Source organism: Oryzifoliimicrobium ureilyticum (assembly GCF_037199735.1).
Classification (GTDB): Bacteria; Pseudomonadota; Alphaproteobacteria; order Rhizobiales; family Rhizobiaceae; genus Rhizobium; species Rhizobium ureilyticus.
In genome coordinates this window covers 1-18930 of sequence record NZ_JBBBVQ010000038.1, presented here as the reverse complement: position 1 = coordinate 18930, position 18930 = coordinate 1, and the positions used below count along the sequence as shown (strand labels likewise).

At 56.3% G+C, this 18930-nt stretch carries 19 protein-coding genes and 1 pseudogene; 10 read left to right on the top strand and 10 right to left on the bottom strand.

Annotated features, from left to right (window positions below; translation table 11 throughout):
- The 4 genes from VQ830_RS27520 to VQ830_RS27505 form a co-directional block, all read left to right on the top strand.
- A partial coding sequence (locus VQ830_RS27520; RefSeq protein WP_337271348.1) for a peptidoglycan-binding protein occupies positions 1 to 1209 on the top strand: 1209 nt, incomplete at its 5' end.
- A gap of 179 nt (positions 1210 to 1388) precedes the next feature.
- Complete coding sequence (locus VQ830_RS27515) at positions 1389 to 2312, top strand: sulfite exporter TauE/SafE family protein (RefSeq protein WP_337271347.1); 924 nt, start codon at positions 1389 to 1391, stop codon at positions 2310 to 2312.
- Positions 2309 to 3112, top strand: a complete 804-nt coding sequence (locus VQ830_RS27510; protein WP_337271346.1) for a TIGR02186 family protein — start codon at positions 2309 to 2311, stop codon at positions 3110 to 3112. The genes VQ830_RS27515 and VQ830_RS27510 overlap by 4 nt, the downstream gene beginning before the upstream one ends.
- Before the next feature lie 135 nt (positions 3113 to 3247).
- The gene (locus VQ830_RS27505; protein WP_337271345.1) at positions 3248 to 3829 is read left to right on the top strand and encodes a transglycosylase SLT domain-containing protein; all 582 of its coding nucleotides are present in this window, start codon (positions 3248 to 3250) and stop codon (positions 3827 to 3829) included.
- A gap of 55 nt (positions 3830 to 3884) precedes the next feature.
- Here the strand turns inward: VQ830_RS27505 and pdeM are convergent, their stop codons facing one another.
- The 4 genes from pdeM to VQ830_RS27485 form a co-directional block, all read right to left on the bottom strand.
- The gene (gene pdeM, locus VQ830_RS27500) at positions 3885 to 4613 is read right to left on the bottom strand and encodes a ligase-associated DNA damage response endonuclease PdeM (RefSeq protein WP_337271344.1); all 729 of its coding nucleotides are present in this window, start codon (positions 4611 to 4613) and stop codon (positions 3885 to 3887) included.
- Positions 4614 to 4676: 63 nt separating this feature from the next.
- The gene (locus tag VQ830_RS27495) at positions 4677 to 7187 is read right to left on the bottom strand and encodes a ligase-associated DNA damage response DEXH box helicase (protein ID WP_337271343.1); all 2511 of its coding nucleotides are present in this window, start codon (positions 7185 to 7187) and stop codon (positions 4677 to 4679) included.
- A gap of 97 nt (positions 7188 to 7284) precedes the next feature.
- The gene (locus VQ830_RS27490) at positions 7285 to 7920 is read right to left on the bottom strand and encodes a YitT family protein (RefSeq protein ID WP_337271342.1); all 636 of its coding nucleotides are present in this window, start codon (positions 7918 to 7920) and stop codon (positions 7285 to 7287) included.
- Positions 7921 to 8129: 209 nt separating this feature from the next.
- Positions 8130 to 9062 carry a class I SAM-dependent DNA methyltransferase gene (locus tag VQ830_RS27485; RefSeq protein WP_337271341.1) on the bottom strand — a complete coding sequence of 311 codons (933 nt, stop codon included), beginning with the start codon at positions 9060 to 9062 and terminating at the stop codon, positions 8130 to 8132.
- Between the two features lie 148 nt (positions 9063 to 9210).
- On the opposite strand from VQ830_RS27485, the gene VQ830_RS27480 reads away from it, so the two are divergent.
- From VQ830_RS27480 to VQ830_RS27470, 3 genes are all read left to right on the top strand, one after another.
- Positions 9211 to 9477, top strand: a complete 267-nt coding sequence (locus VQ830_RS27480; protein WP_337271340.1) for a DUF6460 domain-containing protein — start codon at positions 9211 to 9213, stop codon at positions 9475 to 9477.
- A gap of 2 nt (positions 9478 to 9479) precedes the next feature.
- Positions 9480 to 9977, top strand: a complete 498-nt coding sequence (locus VQ830_RS27475; RefSeq protein WP_337271349.1) for a CAP domain-containing protein — start codon at positions 9480 to 9482, stop codon at positions 9975 to 9977.
- Between the two features lie 93 nt (positions 9978 to 10070).
- Positions 10071 to 11417, top strand: a complete 1347-nt coding sequence (locus VQ830_RS27470) for an MATE family efflux transporter (protein WP_337271339.1) — start codon at positions 10071 to 10073, stop codon at positions 11415 to 11417.
- Here the strand turns inward: VQ830_RS27470 and VQ830_RS27465 are convergent.
- Positions 11393 to 12481 carry a quinone-dependent dihydroorotate dehydrogenase gene (locus VQ830_RS27465; protein WP_337271338.1) on the bottom strand — a complete coding sequence of 363 codons (1089 nt, stop codon included), beginning with the start codon at positions 12479 to 12481 and terminating at the stop codon, positions 11393 to 11395. The genes VQ830_RS27470 and VQ830_RS27465 overlap by 25 nt on opposite strands.
- Entirely contained in the window at positions 12478 to 12831 is a 354-nt protein-coding gene (locus VQ830_RS27460) for a DUF952 domain-containing protein (protein ID WP_337271337.1), read from the bottom strand. The genes VQ830_RS27465 and VQ830_RS27460 overlap by 4 nt, the downstream gene beginning before the upstream one ends.
- Before the next feature lie 275 nt (positions 12832 to 13106).
- Between VQ830_RS27460 and VQ830_RS27455 the strand changes: the two genes are divergently transcribed.
- Both VQ830_RS27455 and VQ830_RS27450 read left to right on the top strand, forming a co-directional pair.
- Positions 13107 to 13754, top strand: coding sequence for a response regulator (locus tag VQ830_RS27455; RefSeq protein ID WP_337271336.1), 648 nt, complete (start codon positions 13107 to 13109; stop codon positions 13752 to 13754).
- Positions 13755 to 13909: 155 nt separating this feature from the next.
- Positions 13910 to 14323: a tellurite resistance TerB family protein gene (locus tag VQ830_RS27450; protein ID WP_337271335.1), complete on the top strand. Its 414-nt coding sequence runs from the start codon at positions 13910 to 13912 to the stop codon at positions 14321 to 14323.
- Between the two features lie 41 nt (positions 14324 to 14364).
- Here the strand turns inward: VQ830_RS27450 and VQ830_RS27445 are convergent, their stop codons facing one another.
- From VQ830_RS27445 to VQ830_RS27430, 4 genes and pseudogenes are all read right to left on the bottom strand, one after another.
- Positions 14365 to 15237, bottom strand: coding sequence for a transporter substrate-binding domain-containing protein (locus VQ830_RS27445; protein WP_337271334.1), 873 nt, complete (start codon positions 15235 to 15237; stop codon positions 14365 to 14367).
- Positions 15238 to 15509: 272 nt separating this feature from the next.
- Positions 15510 to 15719 carry a hypothetical protein gene (locus VQ830_RS27440; protein WP_337271333.1) on the bottom strand — a complete coding sequence of 70 codons (210 nt, stop codon included), beginning with the start codon at positions 15717 to 15719 and terminating at the stop codon, positions 15510 to 15512.
- A gap of 200 nt (positions 15720 to 15919) precedes the next feature.
- Entirely contained in the window at positions 15920 to 17047 is a 1128-nt protein-coding gene (locus tag VQ830_RS27435) for an MFS transporter (RefSeq protein WP_337271332.1), read from the bottom strand.
- Positions 17029 to 17535: pseudogene (locus VQ830_RS27430) on the bottom strand (MFS transporter); the annotation flags it as partial. The gene VQ830_RS27435 and the pseudogene VQ830_RS27430, both read right to left, overlap by 19 nt.
- Before the next feature lie 551 nt (positions 17536 to 18086).
- On the opposite strand from VQ830_RS27430, the gene VQ830_RS27425 reads away from it, so the two are divergent.
- On the top strand, positions 18087 to 18548 hold the full coding sequence (locus VQ830_RS27425) for a hypothetical protein (protein ID WP_337271331.1): 462 nt from the start codon (positions 18087 to 18089) through the stop codon (positions 18546 to 18548).
- Positions 18549 to 18930 lie beyond the last annotated feature (382 nt).

The window sequence follows — 18930 nt, the reverse complement described above, 5'->3', positions numbered from 1 at the left end:
CTGGCGATCCTTGCTTTTCCTCTCGGGCGCACCCTCATCGGCCAGCAATCGTCTCCGGCCCCTCAGGAAATCGCCGCCTTGACGAGCGCGGCGGAAAGCACTGCTCAGCCAACAGCCGAACCTGCGTCGGCGATGCAGCTCGATGCTTCGCAGGTTGCCTCCCCAGCCCCGGCCAGCGCGTCCTTGCCGGAAGGTGCTGCTCCGGTGCCTGTTGTCACCACGGCGCCGCAGCAAAGCCATCTGACTGAACCGGCATCGCTGCCCGCATCGAGTGTTTCACCGACCAATGTCGCGCAGGATACGTCAACCTTCCATCAGCCGGAGCAGCAAGCTCTTGCAGTGCCCGCCGAGATTCAGCCCGCAGCGCTGGCCGATGCCGCCCGAACCGGAGATGCATTGGCGCTTTTCGAGATCGGCTCGCGCTACAGCGAAGGCCGCAACGGAATAACTGCAGATCCGAAAGAAGCAATTCGCTGGTACCAGCTTGCCGCGGACAAGAACTTTGCGCCCGCTGATTATCGCCTGGGGAGCATCTATGAAAAAGGCACCGGCGTAGAGCGCGACATCAACAAGGCGCGCGATCACTACACCCGCGCCGCAGAGGCGGGTAACGCCAACGCAATGCATAATCTTGCCGTTCTTTACGCTTCCGGCGCGCTCGGCAGTCAGGATTACGCCACGGCCGCCAAGTGGTTTATTCAAGCGGCCAACCTTGGCGTCACGGATAGCCAGTTCAACCTTGCCATTCTGGCGGCTCGCGGAAACGGCGTGCCGCAGGATCTCACCGAGTCCTACAAGTGGTTTGCCGTCGCCGCGAAAGGCGGAGACAAGGACGCCGCCGCAAAACGCGATGAGGTTGCGCGCGCTCTGAAGCCCGATCAGATGGACAAGGCACGCGCCAAGGCGGAAACCTGGCAGGCGCAGGCACAGGACAGCCGCGCGAACGATTCAACCGTGCCCGACACATGGACCGGCAATGGTGTGAAGACATCGTCGGTCGACATGAAGAAGGCAATTCGCAATATCCAAGCGATCCTCAACAATAATGGCTTCGACGCCGGAAAACCGGATGGCGAACTCGGCGCAAAAACGGTGACCGCCTTGCGCAGCTTCCAGAAGTCGATCGGCTTGGAACCATCCGGCAAGGTGGATGACGATACGGTTCGTGCATTGCTTGAACGCAACAAGGCTGCCCCGCGCAATGCCTGACAGCATAAGCGAACGCTCGCTTGAGCGCGGCCACGCTATTTAGAGGTTACAGCCGCCATCTGCCATGAACTCGGTGCGGCAGGGCCTGTCGGTTGCGAAATTATATAGCAAGGTTTTTTGCTGTATGATCTTTCTCAAAAAGGAAATCTTGCTGAGAAAGCCGTGATTCGAGGCCATCCGTGACGATCTACCTGCCTATTGCAGAACTTTCCGTCAACATCTTCGTCATTTTGGGGATGGGGGCTGCGGTCGGCTTTCTTTCGGGCATGTTCGGCGTAGGCGGCGGCTTTCTCATCACGCCACTTCTAATTTTCTACAATATTCCCCCTGTCGTTGCCGTTGCAACCGGGGCTAATCAGGTGGTCGCCTCTTCGGTTTCGGGTGCATTGACGCACTTTCGGCGCGGGTCGCTTGATGTGAAACTCGGCACCGTCCTTTTATTCGGCGGCCTTTGCGGCGCTACGCTCGGCATCTGGATTTTTTCGATCTTGCGACGGATCGGTCAGCTCGATTTGATTATTTCGCTGCTCTATGTCGTCTTCCTCGGCGTGGTGGGCGGATTGATGCTGGTTGAAAGCATCAACGCCATGCGACGATCGGCAAGGAACATACCGGCGACACCCCGCCGGCCAGGGCATCATCACTGGGTACACCGCCTGCCGTTCAAGATGCGGTTCAAGAAATCCAAGATCTTCCTCAGCGTCATCCCGATTGCCGGACTTGGCTTTTCGATCGGGATCCTGACATCAGTCATGGGCGTCGGCGGCGGTTTCATCATGGTGCCGGCAATGATCTATCTGCTGCGCATTCCGACCAATGTCGTGGTGGGCACATCCTTGTTCCAGATCATTTTCGTGACCGCCTATACGACGATCGTCCAGGCGGCCACGAATTACTCCGTCGATATCGTGCTTGCTTTCATCTTGATGGTTGCAGGCGTTATCGGGGCACAATACGGTGTGCGCGTCGGGCAGAAACTGCGCGGCGAGCAACTGCGCGCCCTGCTCGGGCTTCTGGTTCTCGCCGTCGGATTGCGCCTTGCGGTCGCTCTGGTCATCACACCCTCCGACCTCTATTCCATCACCGTGGGCGCTGGCAGATGAGGCTGCCTCTTCTGTTCGCCTTTATCGCCTTGCTTTTGCCTGCCAGTGCTGCTTTTTCCCAATGGCTGCCAGGCCAGACAAGCAGCAATGTTCGCGAAAGCCTCGATATAGGCACGTCGACAAGCGAGATTGCCATCACGTCGGATTTTCGTGGCGCGGACCTGACGGTCTTCGGTGCGGTCTCCAATACGGACGAGCTACTGCTCGCCATCGGGCAATATGATGTGGTCGTCGTGTTGGAAGGTCCGCGTGAAAACGTGACCGTCCGAAAGAAAGAACGCATCCTCGGCATTTGGATCAACACCCGCTCGATGACCTTTTCCAAGGTTCCTCAATCCTATTCCATGTCGAGTTCGGGGTCTGTTGACGACATCACGACGCCGCTCGATGTGACGAGGCAGGGCATCGGCATCGAACATATTCCGCTGTCGCCCATCGGGCTGGCCGATACGCGCGAAAATCCGAATGATTTCCGGGAGGCGTTTCGGCGTTTGCAACTGGCGGGTAGCCTTTACGAGCGTGATTTTGCCGGGGTGCGCTTCATATCCTCGAACCTGTTTCGCGCCAGCATCCGCCTTCCCGCCAATATTCCAAATGGCGTTCACACGGTTCGCGCCTATCTGTTCAAGAGCGGTCGCTTCGTTACGCAGAAGTCAACGCCGTTGCGCGTCATAAAGACGGGTGTCGAGCAAGCCGTTACGGATGCCGCCCATCAGTATCCCATCGCCTATGGCGGCTTTGCCGTCCTGTTGGCCCTGATGACCGGCTGGGGTGCCAGCGTTCTTTTCCGGAAAGATTGAGGATCTGCATCCCAAACGGATGCGCCCTCCACCCGCCACTGTGAAAAAAGCGGCGTATCGAGTTGGCACGGCTTCGATAAAAACCGATCGTTAATCTTTAAGAGTCATTCATCTCTTGAAAACGAGAGGCCTGTAATGCGTATCTACCCTCTTCTCGCAATCATCTTCGTTGCCCTTTTGGCTGGCTGCGCGTCCGCGCCGCGGCAAACGCGCAATATATGCGCCGTTTTCGACCAACGGGACGGATTGTTCGATAGTTGGGAAAGCGCGTCGGAACGGACCTCGCGCAAATACGGGATCCCGGTACCGATCCTGATGGCAACCATGTATGTGGAATCCGGTTTCCAACCTTACGCAAAAACGCGCCGCCGTTATGTGCTTGGATTTATCCCCTGGGGCCGGGTTTCAACCGCCTATGGTTATTCCCAAGCACTGAACGGGACGTGGGACCACTATCGTGCTGCGACAGGCAACTGGAATGCACGCCGGTCGAACTTTTACGACGCCGTCGATTTCATCGGCTGGTACCACGCGCAAAATAGTCTGAAAACCGGCATTCCGAGAAACGACGCCTATAGCCTCTACCTTGCCTATTACTCCGGACCGCGCGGCTATTTGAACGGCAGCTGGCGCTCTGACGCTGGCTTGCAGAGGACGGCACGGAAATTTGCCGGCATGGCGGCGCTTTATCAACAGCAGATCCGCAGCGGCTGCTAAGGCACGGCGCGCTCGCCTGAGCCGAACCCAAAGACGCGAGATTGGCTTTCTGCATTCAGCCCTTGAGGCTGCCATAGCTGACGGAATAAATCCGGTCGCGGCCAAGCAGATGCGCCACCAAGGCAGATTTGTCGAACAAACCTGCCATGGCCTTATGAGAAAGATCGAGCCCTCCGCTGATGACGCCGAAAGCCGGCATGAGCAGCCGGTGCCCATCCGTCGCGAAACAAGGGCGGCGCACGGACTTCTCGCGGCGTCGAACCGTGGCGGCGGGATGCAAATGTCCAGCAATCTCGCCACGTGATGGCCCGGCGGAAGGCTCATGGCGAAACACCAGACCGCCATAAACCAGCTCATCGGCGCATTGTCCCGGCAGATCCGTGGTCCCATCGGGATCGTGGTTGCCATTGATCCAAAGCCACTCTCGCCCTTCGGCAAGATTGAAGATCAGCGATCGAAACGCAACCGGCATATGCACCGATCCGACGCGGTCATGAAAATTGTCGCCAAGCGAGATAATCATCTTCGGGTCGTAACGGGCAATAACTGCCGATAAAACCGTCAGCGTTGCGAGCGTATCATAGGGCGGCAGCAGCATGCCGCGCCGCGCGAAAGCGGCACCCTTTTCAAGATGCAAATCGGAAACGACAAGAATGCGGTCGCGCGGGAGATAAAGAGCGCCCAGTGGATCGCAGACAGCTACGACACCGGCTATTGTTGTTTCCACCCCCGGCGCCAAAGCTGCATTTTCCCTGATGGTGCGCGCCAGCGCCAATCTGTTCATTCACAATTCCGTTCATCCCGCCCCATCGCATGTCTTCGGCTGCGTGACGGTGTGCTGTCTGTTTCAGGCCATCGCCTCTGCGATCAGATCATCGGCCGCTTCTGCCAGCAAAGCATCATGCGCCTCGCCCGGTACCGATTCACGTCCGATTTCGAGCATGACGGGCACGGCAAGCGGCGAGATGTGATCTAGCGCCTGATGTACGATTCGACCCTTGATTCGCTGTAGCATATCGCTCAATCGCGAAATATCCAAAAGACCCGTGGCGGCATCTTGCCGCGTCGCCTCCAAAAGAAGGTGATCGGGCTCATGGCTGCGCAGGACGTCGTAGATCAAATCAGCAGATACAGTCACCTGACGTCCCGTCTTTTCTTTTCCGGGATGGCGACGCTCGATCAGGCCAGCGATGACGGCGCAGTTTCGAAATGTGCGTTTCAGCAGGAAAGACTCATCAAGCCAAGCTTCGAGATCATCGCCAAGCATATCCTCGTCGAAGAGGTCGTCGAGCGACAAGCGGCCTTTTGCAATCATATCGCCGAGTTCCTCAAGCCCCCAGATGCCAAGCGCATAATCTGTCGCAACGAACCCAATGGGCCTCGCCCCTGCCCGCTCCAGGCGCCGCGTCAACAGCATTCCGAGCGTTTGATGCGCAAGCCGACCCTCGAAAGGATAAGCGACCATATAGCCGCGCTTGCCGCGTGGAAATGTCTCGATCAGAAGATTTTCGCGAGGCGGCAAAACGGATTTTTCGCCCTGGATCTCAAGCCAGTCGCGAACCTGATCGGGGAGATTTCTGCGCCGCTGCGGGTCATCGAGCATGGCGCGGACCTCACCGGCAAGATAGGTGGATAGAGGAAACTTACCGCCAGCATAGGCCGGGATCTTAGGGTCCATCGAGAATGCCTGACTTGCCAGACACTCATTTTCGCGGATCCCTTCAAACCGCAGGACCTTACCAGCGAAAATGAACGTATCGCCCGCCGAAAGCTGTTCGACAAAATATTCCTCGACTTGTCCGAGAGAGGCCCCGCCTCGTCCAATCCGCCCGCTTTGCCCGCGTTTGACCAGGCGAATGTTCAGCATAGGGCTTTCGACGATTGTCCCCAGATTGAGCCGGTATTGCTGGGCAACCTGCCCATTGGCAACGCGCCACCGACCGTCGCTCCGCCGCCGAATTTTGGCGTACCGCTCATAGGTTCTTAGAGCGTAGCCCCCTGTCGCGACAAAATCGACAGCGCGCTCGAATGTTTCCCATGGAAGATCGGCATAGGGTGCAGCACTTGTGACTTCGTCGAAAAGCTCCAACATATCGAAGGGGTCGGCGCAGGCCATACCGAGGATGTGCTGCGCGAGCACATCGAGTGCACCTCTGCCGACGGGAGGCGTGTCCTGCGCACCGACATAATTGGCATCGAGCGCCGCCTGGCACTCCATCACTTCAAACCGGTTCGCGGGAACCAGAACCGCCTTCGAGGGCTCGTCCATACGGTGATTGGCCCGGCCTATGCGCTGCGCAAGCCGCGAAGCGCCCTTCGGCGCACCGACATGGATGACCAGATCGACGTCACCCCAGTCGATGCCGAGGTCGAGCGTGGAGGTGGCAACAACCCCTCTTAGCTTGTTTTCCGCCATGGCGGCCTCCACGCGGCGGCGTTGTCCCACATCCAGCGATCCATGGTGGAGCGCGATCGGAAGATTTTCCTCATTTGCCGTCCACAGAGCCTGAAACAACATTTCAGCTTGCGAGCGCGTATTGACGAAAATAAGCGTCGTCTGATGTTCAAGCAGAAGTTTATAGACGTTTGGGATAGCATATTGCGCCGAGTGTCCGGCCCAAGGGATTCGCTCTTCGCTTTCGAGGATTGAAATAATCGGGCGCGCGCCGCCTTCTACTGTCACCAAACCGGATTGCTGCTCCTCACCATCCTTTTGGGCAACGAGCCATTTACGCAGCTCCTGCGGCTCGGCAACCGTAGCGGAAAGGCCGATGGTTTGAAGACCCGGGGCAAGTCGTCGCAAGCGCGCCAATCCCAACGACAGCATATGGCCGCGTTTTGAGGTCACCAGTGAATGAAGCTCGTCGAAGATGACATAGCGCAGGTCCTTGAAGAACCTTTCAGCCTCGCCATTGGCCAAAAGAAGGGCAACTTGCTCCGGCGTGGTCAGCAAAATGTCGGGAGGCGCCTGACGCTGCCTTTGCCGCTTGGACGCAGGCGTATCGCCCGTGCGGGTTTCGACCAGAATGGGCAAGCCCATTTCGGTTACGGGCTTTGTCAGATTGCGCTCAATATCGACGGCCAGCGCTTTGAGTGGCGAAATATAGAGCGTGTGAATGCCGCTGAAGGCTTCCCCTGGTTTTCGCTTGCCGCGCTTGGTCAGATCGACGAGCGACGGCAAAAAACCCGCCAAGGTCTTGCCCGCGCCAGTCGGCGCGATCAAAAGGGTGCTTTCGCCGGCTTCGGCGCGGCGCAGCAGCGCCAGCTGATGGGGACGCGGGCGCCAGCCCTTTTCTGCGAACCAGCGCAGGAAAGGGGCAGGCAGGCTGTCGAAGCTTTCTATCTCTACGCGGTCCACGCGCTAGAGATAGGTGCGGCCTTGTCCAAGGGAAAGGCTACAGAGCAAACTCGACGGCAAATGGTGAATTTTTCTCTCGCTAATGACGCTCTAGAGGTCAAAGCGCGATGTAGCGATCATTGCGATGGTTGATCGCCAAGAAGAGGTTCATGACGGCAGCGCCAAGAACCGAATAGAAGACGATCGCGGGAGCAGCAACGAAGAAAGCAGCGACGAGAACACAAAGATCAACGGCCATCTGGACGAAACCGGCGCGAATGCCGAACCGTTCCTGGATGCAGATACCAAGAATGCCGACGCCACCAAGGCTTGCACGATGCCGATAAAGCGCGAGAAGGCCGAAGCCTAGTAACATGCCGCCGATGAGCGCAGCCCAGGCAGGCGCAATGTCGGCGATCTGCAAAACGTGCGGCTGTACGTTCGTCAAAGCCGATGTCAGCGCGATCGCGATAAAGGTTTTAATCGTGAAAGCCGTGCCGAGCTGCTTGAGCGAGAGATAGAAGAAAGGCAGGTTTAAAAGGAAGAAGGCGAGACCGAAATTGATACCAAAAGCATAATGCAAGAGAAATGCGATACCCGCTGTGCTGCCTGTCAGAAGGCCTGCGCTTGCCAACATGTAAAGGCCGATGGCCGAAACGAGGCTACCGCAGAAAATTCCCTGCACATCTTCAATCGCCGTATGGCGGCTTGCATCTGCATTACGGAAACCCAAAGCACTGATAAGCTGCGTCATGTCGCTTTCCCCAACGGCACGCGTTTCCTCAATGCGCGCGATCACCTCACGCGCGTTCGGTTCCGAAACTTGCTTTTAGAATTATGCAGGCTTGCGTTTGGCGCAGCCCAGCCTGTTTATGGGTGAAATTATCCGCTTTTTCACGAAGCTCGGCAAGAATAATAAGACAGCGTTCCTGACCTATTCCGAAAATCGCAATAAATGTTCGTTCAGGCTACTTTCCTTGCAAGGAACAGTATGCCGATGATGGATTTGCCGCCATCTTTGCGAATGACGGTGCGGTCGTGCTGCACGATATGAAAGCCGTAACTGTCACACAAAGATCTGACATAGGCTTCGCTATGCGCATAACGAAGCGATTGCGCTAGACGAAAGCCGTCTTGAGATCCCGCATCTTCGACCGAAAAGGCAAAATCGGCACTATCTGCCGCAAGGGAGGCTACGATCTCGAAAACAGCCTTCAAGTCGCCGAGATACATCAAGACATCGGCCGCCGTAATCAAATCGGCACGGGCTCTGCCAGCATTGTCGAAAATTCCGCTTTCCTGCAGGGAACGAGATAGGTCAGCCTGGGCGAGATGATCATAGACTGACTTTTCCGCTGCCTTTGCCAGCATATTGTGGGAGAGGTCAAACCCCTCGAGTTGCGCGACAAGCGGTTTGATCTTGGGCCCAAGAAGGCCGGTACCGCATCCAAGGTCGACTGCCAATTCATATGTCCTGCCGCCCTTTGCGATCATGTCGGCGAGTTTTTCCGGCACGCTGTACTCCAGCTTCTCGATAAGAGACGCTTCAAAACGGCTAGCATAATCGTCAAACAGGCGTTCGACGTAGCGGCTCGGCGGAAGCGCTGGCACAGGCGTCTCATCGAGCAAAGCCAGTTTCAACGACGCACCGAAGATGTCCTGCGGATCGAGTTCGATCGCCCGACGGTATGCTTTGACAGCGCTAGAGCGCTCCCCCGCCTTTTGACGATATTCGCCAAGCCGGAACCAACCGGCCGCCCAGTGCGGCGTCAGTTCCAGCGCTTGATCCATAAGCTCCGCCGCGGCAGCCGCATCTCCGCTTTCATCGAGCATCTTGGCGTAATCGGCCCGACGGTCGGCAATCACGTCTCCCGAAGAAAGCTGGCCTTGCTGCATAACATCACACCCCGTTGTGGCGGCATTTGGCGGCGGCCATAAAAAAACTCAAGTGCTATTTCTGTTAGGAGAGCTTGCTCAATCTCGGGCGCGCCGCTCTTGCAGAGTGTGAGGCCCACCGTATGTGAGGCCAAACAGGAGAAGACGCATGTCGGATCAGGTGAACAAGTTTCTCGGCGACTCGCTTGGACGGACAATCGTCAAGCTTATAGTGGTGTCGCTGATCGTCGGGTTCGTGATGAGCATCTTTGGCTGGCGGCCGATGGAGCTCGTTTATTATGTGCGCCATTTCATCCTCGACCTTTGGTATCGAGGCTTTGCCGCACTTGGCAGTATTGGCGATTACCTTGTCCTGGGTGCCACCATTGTGGTTCCAGCCTTTATCCTCCTCCGCCTTTTGAATTTTCGTCGGTGATTATGCTTATATCTTCCCCATCGCGGCGCAGCTTTCTGCGCCTTTCTGCTCTCGGCATGACGGCCGTTGTCGCTAGTTGCGCTACGCCACCGCAAAAGCCTTCAACACCGTCGACCGCAGAAGATGAGACGGCGGCGGCCCTGCCGCTTGTCAATGCGCTTCGTGCGAAGAACGGACTACCTCCCCTTTCGGTCGATCCGGCAGCATCACGCGCCGCAATCTTTCAAGCCAAACGTATGGCCGATGCAGGCAAAATGGCCCATGTGATGGGCTTTGCCGATGGCTTTGGTCCGCGCGTCAAGGCAAGCGGCGTACGCCTGCCGGCGGCGGAAAATATTGCGACGGGTCAGCAGACGGTTCCGGCGGTTGTGACGGCCTGGATCAACTCGCCGCATCATTTGGAAAATATGTTGGGACGCTATACCGGCCTCGGCGTTGCCTTGGCGCGCAATCCTGCATCCCGTAATATTCCTTATTGGTCGATGGTCCTGTCCAACTGAAAGCAGCTGCCTTTTGCTTCTCATCCGTGATTAATAGGCGAAGAGCCTTCCGATTCTGGTGAGGGCATTTCCTCGTCTTCAAACGGAAAGCACATGGATCAAGCAAGACAGATAGAGCGTCACCCATTCGACGTTTCGCATCGTCTCGTTCTGTCGATCGCCGTGCCGATGACGCTCGGATTTTTGACGACGCCGCTGCTGGGTCTCGTCGATACCGGCGTCGTCGGACAACGTGGTGATGCGAACGCCTTGGCCGGCCTTGCGGTCGGGGCCATGCTGTTCGACCTTCTCCTCGGCTCTTTCAACTTTCTGCGCGCCTCGACCACAGCGCTCACCTCCCAGGCTTTAGGCCGCGGCGATCATGACGGACAACAGGCGATTTTTTGGCGCGCCTTGTTGTTGGCAATCGTCTGTGGACTTGTCCTTGCACTCACGTCGCCGCTGCTTCTGCGGCTAGGTCTAGCCTTGATGGGACCGGAACCGGCGGTCGCGCGGGAAACCTCGACCTATTTCTCGATCCGAATTCTGGCCGCGCCGATGGCGCTTGCCAACTATGCGCTGCTGGGATTCGTTCTAGGCCGCGGCCAAGGCAGTTTCGGACTTTTGCTTCAAGCCATTATCAACGGCGTCAACATCATCCTTGCGATCTATCTGGGTCTGCGCCTGAACTGGGGCGTCGCTGGCGTTGCCTGGGGCACACTGATTGGAGAAACGGCGGGCATGGTCGTCGGATTGGCGATCGTCATCAAAAGCTTCTTGGGCAAAAGGCCGACGCCGCTTGCGCAAATCCTGTCACGGCATCAGCTTGCAGAGCTTTTTGCGCTTAACCGCGATATCCTGATCAGAACGTTCGTCCTCTTGGCTGCGTTTACCTTATTGACCCGGATCGGAACCTCGTTCGGTGCAGTGACGCTCGCAGCCAATGCTGTGTTGATGAACTTCTTCCTGATCTCAGGTTACTATCTCGATGGGCTTGCCAATGCCGCCGAGCAAATCACCGGACGCGCTATCGGCGCTCGTTTCCGTCCGGCGTTCAACCGCGGACTAAAGCTGGTGGCGTTCTGGTCCTTTGGCCTTGCGGCTATTGGGTCAGCCTTTTTCCTCGTTGCAGGCGCCTGGTTAATTTCCGTGCTGACGACAGCGCCTGGGGTACGAGAAGCAGCGCTCGCCTATCTTCCCTGGGCAGCGCTTACGGGCATGAGCGGAGCCCTGGCATTCCTGATGGACGGGGTCTTCATCGGCGCTACATGGTCGAAGGACATGCGCAACCGTATGCTTCTGTCCTTTGCGGGGTATCTCCTGGCGCTTGCCACGTTGGTCCCTGCCTTCGGCAACCATGGATTATGGATGGCAATGCATGTCTTCCTGCTCTTACGCGGCATCTTGCTTGCCATCATCGTCAAAAGACGGGCCGATCAAACATTCATGGCTGCCCAATAATCCAAACGGGAATCGCGCAGATCGCCAAACCTTCCGACCTTGCGGCGATCGAGAAGCACGCAGAGGCCCTGTAGAATGTCCGCCGCCAATCCTGGACCACCGTATACCATAGACGAGTAGAGCTGTATGAGATCCGCGCCCGCTTCAATCTTGGACAGCGCCGTCTCGGCCGAGCTTATCCCACCAACGCCGATGATAGGCAGCTTCGGCCCGACGCGCTTGCGCATTTTTGCAAGGACAATGGTCGAGCGCTGAAAGACGGGGCGCCCGGAAAGACCACCAGCTTCCTTTGCCTGCAGCTTGTCCGACAGGCCATCGCGCGACAAGGTCGTGTTCGAAACGATCAGGCCATCCACCGCTTGGGAAAGCACCTCAGCGGCAATGTCATCCATCCCCTCTTCTGTCAGATCGGGTGCAATTTTCAAGAAAACAGGCACCGGACGGCCAATTCGAACGGCTTCTTCCTGACGCGCGGCAAGAACGGCCGACAGCAAGGCTGCCAGGCTGTCGCGCGCCTGGAGATCGCGCAGGCCGGGTGTGTTCGGTGAGGAAATATTGACGGTGAAATAGTCGGCTACCGAATAGAAACGACGAATTCCGGCGACATAATCGGCGATACGATCGCTACTATCCTTGTTCGCACCGATATTCATGCCGACAATGCCGGTCCTTGGGCGCTCAGCAATGCGGGCAAAGACGGCATCGTGACCTTCATTGTTGAATCCCATCCGATTGATGACCGCCTCGTCCTCGACAAGCCGGAAAAGCCTCGGCTTCGGATTTCCCTCCTGAGGTCGCGGCGTGACTGTCCCAATTTCGGTAAACCCGAAGCCAAGCTTCAATAAAGCGTCCGGCACCTCGCCATTCTTGTCATAGCCAGCCGCCATACCGAGGGGATTGGGAAAGCGAAGATTGGCAACGTCACAGGCAAGGCGCGGATCACGCGGAACGCGGATGGGCGGAACAAGGCCTGACTTCAGCGCGGCAATGGAAAGACCATGCGCCTTTTCGGGTTCGACCATAAAAAGCGCCTGACGCGCTAATCGATTGACGATGGTCTTCATGGCATGACCTCCGGGAAAATGTGACTGCCATCTTCGGCAAGTTGCAGCGGCTTTTCCCAAAGCACGGCCGAAAGCGGCAGCTTATCATATAGATGAGGAAAGAGATCGCCGCCCCGCGAGGGTTCGAAACGAAGTGCCTCGCCGAGCAGAGCTGCATCCACGGCAACAAGAACAAGATCTTGCTGTCCGGCAAAATGCCGGGCTGCCGTTTCACGTGCCTGCACGGCGGTGGAAAAATGGATGTAACCATCTTGAAGATCGATTGCGGCCCCATCGAACCTACCCTTCAGGCGGGCTTCCTCCCAAAGGCGTTTGTTGACGATCTTATAAATTACGGATGTGCCGCTCATGATGGTCTCCCGGCGCTTTCACGCTAGCGCTTTGCCGCAAATGACGGGCGATGTCCACGCCCTGCACCAGAAAACCCCGGCAAAGATCGAGCTCTGCGTCCCGGTTCGGCTTTTGCAATGGTGCATGAACGACAACTGAATGCTCTTTCGCAACCGGCCCGAGTTGGCTATGCTGACGCCTGAGAGGATGAGGATTGCTGGGCGGCACTTCGGTGAGCCACGCGGGCAGCGAAAGGCAATTCTCTTGTAATCGAGCTCTTGGGAGGGAGCATTCGATGCAGAACAAGACAATCATCATTGCAGACGATCATCCTTTGTTTCGCGACGCTCTGCGTCAGGCCATTGCTGGCTTGGATGGGCTCGATGAGATCGTAGAAGCGGGAGAGTTCACGGCGGCCCGCTTGGCGGCGCAGAATTATCCTGAAGCGGATATCATGCTTCTCGACCTTTCAATGCCGGGCGTCAGCGGATTTTCCGGTCTTATGACGTTGCGTGCGGAATTCCCTAGCTTGCCGATCGTCGTTGTATCTGCGACCGACGATGGCGTCACGATCCGGCGTGCATTAGAACTTGGTGCATCTGGTTTCCTCTCGAAATCTGCGAGCATCAGCGAAATGCGACAAGGCGTTCAAGAGGTACTGGATGGCGGCATCACACTTCCCAAAAGCTATTGCGAGAGCCCGGAAAGTGATCCCGACGTCGCCGACCTTATCCATCGCCTGCACAGTTTAACGCCGCAGCAAAGCAAGGTCCTGTCGATGCTCGCCGAGGGTCTGCTCAACAAGCAGATTGCCTATCAGCTCGGCGTTTCCGAAGCGACGGTTAAAGCTCACGTTTCTGCTATCCTTCTAAAGCTCAACGTAGACAGCCGCACCCAGGCGGTGATCCAGCTCGGCCGGATCAATATGGCAATGGTTGCTTGATTGAGACGTCATGGAGAGGCATGCGTTGAGCGGTCTCTTCGCGGCAGTTTCCGCTGTGCGGCATAGAAGCCGTTGACAGAATTTACCGCGGATTGCAAAAGAGCGCCCGAAGCAGCAATGCTGGTCAACCCGCATGGTAGAGAGGGAATGCATTGATGAAAAAGCAGCTTTCCGCTCATGATGCGCTGATCTATGTGATGGTTATGGCGTCAGCCGTCGACAGCACAATGAATGATCGCGAACTCGAGCGTATTGGGCAATTGATTGGGTTCCTGCCGGTTTTCAGCGACTTCGATGACGAACGGCTTATTCCAATCGCCCGAGACTGCGCCAATTTGCTGGCGGGCCGAGAGGGGCTCGATATCGTGCTTGAAACGGTGAAGGACACTCTGCCACCACGGCTATACGATACGGCCTACGCTCTGGCTGTCGAGATTGCCTCGGCGGATCTTTCTGTCAAAGCGGAAGAATTGCGCCTTCTCAGCCTGCTAAGAGACCGCCTTGGTCTCGATAAACTCACCTGCGCCGCCATAGAACGCAGCGCCATCGCGCGCTTCCGAAACGGCTGACAGCCACTCCAATTCTCGTCAGCGCCGGCTTAGCGCTGATATCAAAGCCCGTTTGGAAAATAGCGCAGATAGATTTCCTGCAGCCGGCCGCTTCTCGACAGGCTGGCGAGCGCATAATCAATGGCAGTCGTCAACATCTGGTCGTTCTGGCGCAGCATGATTGTCATGCCTTCTCCGAGGTAAGCCTGCGAATAGTAAGCCCCGTCGAAGAATGCGCAGCACTTTGCCGAAGCAGGAGATGAAAGCCAAAAGGATGCCTGCAGCGCGTCGGTAAAGGCGACATCCGCCTTTCCGGCCTTCAGCGCATCGAGCAAGGCGTCCCTGCTGTCGAAGGCGACGGGTTTCACATCGGGAAAAAACTGCTTCAGCATCGCCTCGTGGACAGTGCCACGTACGACAGCAACGTTTTTGTCCTTCAAAGCCCCATTTACTTGCCCCGTCAATTGAACCTTCACATTGCGGACAAACCGAGCCGGCAACATCATATAGGGGCGGGAAAAGGCAAACTGAGCCCTGAGCGCGCCCGTGACTGCCGTTCCCGCAATGATGGCGTCCCCTTGAGAGGAGGAAAGCGCGCTTTGCAGCTCGGCGAACGCCATCGTCTGGATCTGGCATTTGTCCGCGATTTCCAGAACTTCACAGATCTCGCGTGACAGATCGACGTTAAACCCGGCGAGTTTGCCATTTTGATCGGCAAAATTGAATGGCGGGAAGTCATCGGTCGTCAGGAAGCGCAGTCGCACAAGGCTGGAAAGATCTGGCTTTGAAAGCTGTTCACGAGGATCGAACAGCAGCGGAAGATTTGTTTGTCCTGTTGCCTGGGAGAAAGCCGGAAGAGGAATAGAGGCGCTGGCAATTAGGGCCACCGACAATAGAAATCGGAGGCGAGAGAACCAGTTTGCCATGCGCGTCATATCATCCTGCACAAGTGAAAGCGTCTTACGGTACAACGCTTTGTAGTCGAGGCATAAACGTCACTGCAAGTTCTCGTGTTGGATAAACGTCGCATCGCTCGAAAACAAGCTGAGCGCAGCATTCAACATAGACAGTTTAGGCGAAGGGCCACGCACCACCTAACTATTATACAAAGTGGCGCAGCGCTAAGAAAATTTGCCATTCAGCCTATCAAATGCCGCCTGATACAAGTACGGCACGATGGACTGCTCTTAAGCGGGCACGATTACTCTCAGGCGAGTCCTATAGCCGTGCGACTTGCACCCGTCCGCCGGCCGTAGTCTCGCTCATGCGAAGAAAATCTCGGCTCCTGGCGACGATAAGGTGTAGAGCCGTGTTCTGGCGACAAGTATCCATCTGCATAGGTACCGGTCTCCTCCTCCACAGGACCAAAATCAGACGTGGCCGCCTTCTTACCAACGGAAAAAATTCTGAAAATCATAGCTCTTCCTCCGAACTGCAGATCAACGGCCGTAAGGCCCTCTCCGTTCCCTGATAAGAGCAATATATTAAAAATTAACTATGATTCTTTGAATAAAATTAGGCATATTGGTGGCCACCTCAAGGCTGCGGAGTGGCATGAAGAGCTGACAGCGTAGGCTCCGCCAACTAAGCTCCAGTGGGCATGTCCCATGTCCGTCCTTACGCCTCCTGTGCAGCCTCGGCTTTCTCGCCATGCGGAATGCACAGACAGGCAGGAATAATGAGCACCGCAATGAGGAGCATCATCAGGAACGTGGCATGCAGACCTTCTTGAAGGGCCACTCGGATGGCATCACCGCTGGCAACGACGTTGCCGGTACCATTCAGAAGTGCGCGCAGATCGTCTGGCGCAATAGCCTGACCGTTGGTGGTATGCGCGAGGCCATAGGTCAGGACGGCGCCGAGCACAGCAGCCCCGAGGGTGCTGCCGAGATTGCGCGAGAAAACATTTGATGCCGTTGCGCTGCCGCGTTGCGACCAGCTGACACTTTCTTGTGTGAGAATGAGTGCGCCGATATTCAAGAGACCCATGCCAAAGCCCATCACAAGCGACCCGGCTCCTGCAAGAATTGGCGAGCTTGACGGCTGAAGAAAGACAAAAAAGATCGTTCCAACCGGGATGAGGCATGCGCCGGTAACCATGATTGGCCTCAAGCCCAATTTTGAAAATTGACGAGAGGCGAAGGTTGCGCCGCAGGGCCAGCCGACCAACAGCATCGTCAGTGCAAAGCCGGCGGCCAAAGGCGAACGCTGCAGAACCGTCTGTACATACATGGGCAGGAAGGTCGTTAACCCCATGATCGACATGCTTGCGAGGAAGACGGACATATTGGCAAAGGCAATCGGGCGCTTCAACCAGAGATCAGGCGCCACCATAGGCGCCTGCGCACGGCGTTCCTGCCAAAGGAAAGCCAAGAGCGCGCCAACAAACACAACAAGAGCTATCATCGTGTAGGCGGATGTCGAAGCCTCCATTTCGGTCAGCGCGATCATCAGGGCGGAGATCGAGGTTGCAAAGAGCACAGCACCGAGGACATCAATGGATACCCGGCGCTGCTGCTTTTCTTCTTGGAGAAACAGAGCAAAGCCGGCGGCCGAGAGAAGGCCAACCGGGACATTGATCCAAAAGACCCATGACCAGGGCAAATTATGGATGATAAGGCTGCCGAGAAGCGGCCCGACAACGGCGGACAGTGCCCAAACGCTTGCGAGGTAGCCTTGAACCTTGCCGCGCTGGTTGCCAGGGAAAAGGNAAGGCCAACCGGGACATTGATCCAAAAGACCCATGACCAGGGCAAATTATGGATGATAAGGCTGCCGAGAAGCGGCCCGACAACGGCGGACAGTGCCCAAACGCTTGCGAGGTAGCCTTGAACCTTGCCGCGCTGGTTGCCAGGGAAAAGGTCGCCAACGACCGTCATGGCAACCGGCTGGACGGCGCCGGCGCCGATGCCCTGCAGCAATCGAAATGCGATCATCGACGGCATCGACCATGCAAATCCAGCGAGAACGGACGCAATTAGGAAGAGTGCGATACCTAGCAGCATAATTGGTTTGCGGCCATAAATGTCCGAGAGCTTGCCAAACACAACCGTCATCGCTGTCTGGGTCAGCAGGAAGGACGAAAAGACCCAGCTATAAAGATTGATCTGTCCGAGCTGCGCCGCAATCTGCGGCATCGCCGTTGAGACGATCGTCGCTTCGATAGCGATCATCGCCATGGATGCCATGATCGCAGCGACCACAAGCCCGCGGTGGGAGGTTTTTTGTGTCATCTATGAAAATCCAAAGCGCATCCGCGCATCGAGAAGTGTATCGGCGGTCAGATGGCCGTCAGCGTCTCTATGTTTACTAAGCGTTACAATGAGACCGTCAAGGGCAAATTGATAGGGTGCAAATGTTTGATGAACCCATTCAATTAAGTGATGCGAAATATTTCATGGAAGAGGCACTGGGAAGCGGGCTGCAGTACGACGATATTGCGAAGTGTTCTTCCGAATCCCTGTCGGCGCCATCATGAGAGCGGACACGCGAATGTGGATGCGCCTGCTTTTGTTAGACGACTAACTCTCTTCGCAGCCCACACACTAACCGCAAAGATCTCTCGCGCGCCGCATCACTCAACATGCTAACCAGGGACTGCAATTCTTAGTTTTGGAAGGCTCGATACTTCTCCAGATTGTACGCCCGCATGACTAGAATCGACGACCCATGAAAACGTAGCAAAATCCGAAGCTTATATTTACTATTGAATTGGTTAGATATGGACTATTCTATGAATCCAATTAAATGTTCGGTAATTATAATATATTCGAAAGGGTATTCGATGAAATTAAAATACATTGCTGCTGGCGCGGCTCTATTGATGTCGACGCCAGCTTTCGCGGTAACGCCTGCATACACGACAAGCACGACTGACGTTACAGCAGCTGGAAAATATCAGAGCATCAGCGGCCTGTTCGCGGCAGCTTACGACGATTGGCTTTCAGGCTGGTCATCAATTGTAGGCAATGGCTACACATTGAGCCAAGGCGCTCCGAAAAATGGAGCCGTAGCAAGCTTCAAGAATAGCTTCACTTCTACTCTGACTTATAATAACATCTCTGACCAATTTAACTATACAACCAGCTTTAATAAAGCGACTGGAAGATATACTTCTGCCGCGAGCTACAACTCCCCAACGGCTGTGCCTGGCCCAGAGGCCGGCGCTGGTATCGGCGCGCTGACCCTTGGCGGCATGGCGCTTTACTTGAAGCGTCGTCGTAAGGAAGAAGCTGCAGCTGCTTAATCGTTGCTGCTGGCTCTAAAGCAAGATGCGAGGCTCCGGAAACGGGGCCTTTCTTTTGCGACTGCCGATCCGGTGAGTCTATTCTACTGCAGCAATGACTTTTGCCACAGCTCTTAGGCCCGAAATGGAATTCGGTTGCTGGATCGTTGAGTGTGGCGCCTGCCGTCAGCGCGAACGATCCGCCTCGTGCAAGCAATTCGGTTCGATCGGGAAGATAAGCAGGGAGCGCGACGCTCGGTCGGCGAACAACGCTGGATCTGCTTGTGCGACCTGAGAGATAGGTGACAAATCGTACCGGAGACATGGGTTACACTTTCCGACTTTATCGGGAGGTGTAGATGCCGTGGAGAGAGACTTCGGTCATGGATGAGCGTCTTCGATT

Coding starts and splice junctions, on each gene's coding strand:
- VQ830_RS27490 (WP_337271342.1), bottom strand. CDS start 7,920: ATGACGCAGCTTATCAGTGCTTTGGGTTTCCGTAATGCAGATGCAAGC.
- VQ830_RS27470 (WP_337271339.1), top strand. CDS start 10,071: ATGGATCAAGCAAGACAGATAGAGCGTCACCCATTCGACGTTTCGCAT.
- VQ830_RS27475 (WP_337271349.1), top strand. CDS start 9,480: ATGCTTATATCTTCCCCATCGCGGCGCAGCTTTCTGCGCCTTTCTGCT.
- VQ830_RS27425 (WP_337271331.1), top strand. CDS start 18,087: ATGAAATTAAAATACATTGCTGCTGGCGCGGCTCTATTGATGTCGACG.
- VQ830_RS27460 (WP_337271337.1), bottom strand. CDS start 12,831: ATGAGCGGCACATCCGTAATTTATAAGATCGTCAACAAACGCCTTTGG.
- VQ830_RS27455 (WP_337271336.1), top strand. CDS start 13,107: ATGCAGAACAAGACAATCATCATTGCAGACGATCATCCTTTGTTTCGC.
- VQ830_RS27440 (WP_337271333.1), bottom strand. CDS start 15,719: ATGATTTTCAGAATTTTTTCCGTTGGTAAGAAGGCGGCCACGTCTGAT.
- VQ830_RS27465 (WP_337271338.1), bottom strand. CDS start 12,481: ATGAAGACCATCGTCAATCGATTAGCGCGTCAGGCGCTTTTTATGGTC.
- VQ830_RS27480 (WP_337271340.1), top strand. CDS start 9,211: ATGTCGGATCAGGTGAACAAGTTTCTCGGCGACTCGCTTGGACGGACA.
- VQ830_RS27505 (WP_337271345.1), top strand. CDS start 3,248: ATGCGTATCTACCCTCTTCTCGCAATCATCTTCGTTGCCCTTTTGGCT.
- VQ830_RS27510 (WP_337271346.1), top strand. CDS start 2,309: ATGAGGCTGCCTCTTCTGTTCGCCTTTATCGCCTTGCTTTTGCCTGCC.
- VQ830_RS27450 (WP_337271335.1), top strand. CDS start 13,910: ATGAAAAAGCAGCTTTCCGCTCATGATGCGCTGATCTATGTGATGGTT.
- VQ830_RS27485 (WP_337271341.1), bottom strand. CDS start 9,062: ATGCAGCAAGGCCAGCTTTCTTCGGGAGACGTGATTGCCGACCGTCGG.
- pdeM (WP_337271344.1), bottom strand. CDS start 4,613: ATGAACAGATTGGCGCTGGCGCGCACCATCAGGGAAAATGCAGCTTTG.
- VQ830_RS27445 (WP_337271334.1), bottom strand. CDS start 15,237: ATGACGCGCATGGCAAACTGGTTCTCTCGCCTCCGATTTCTATTGTCG.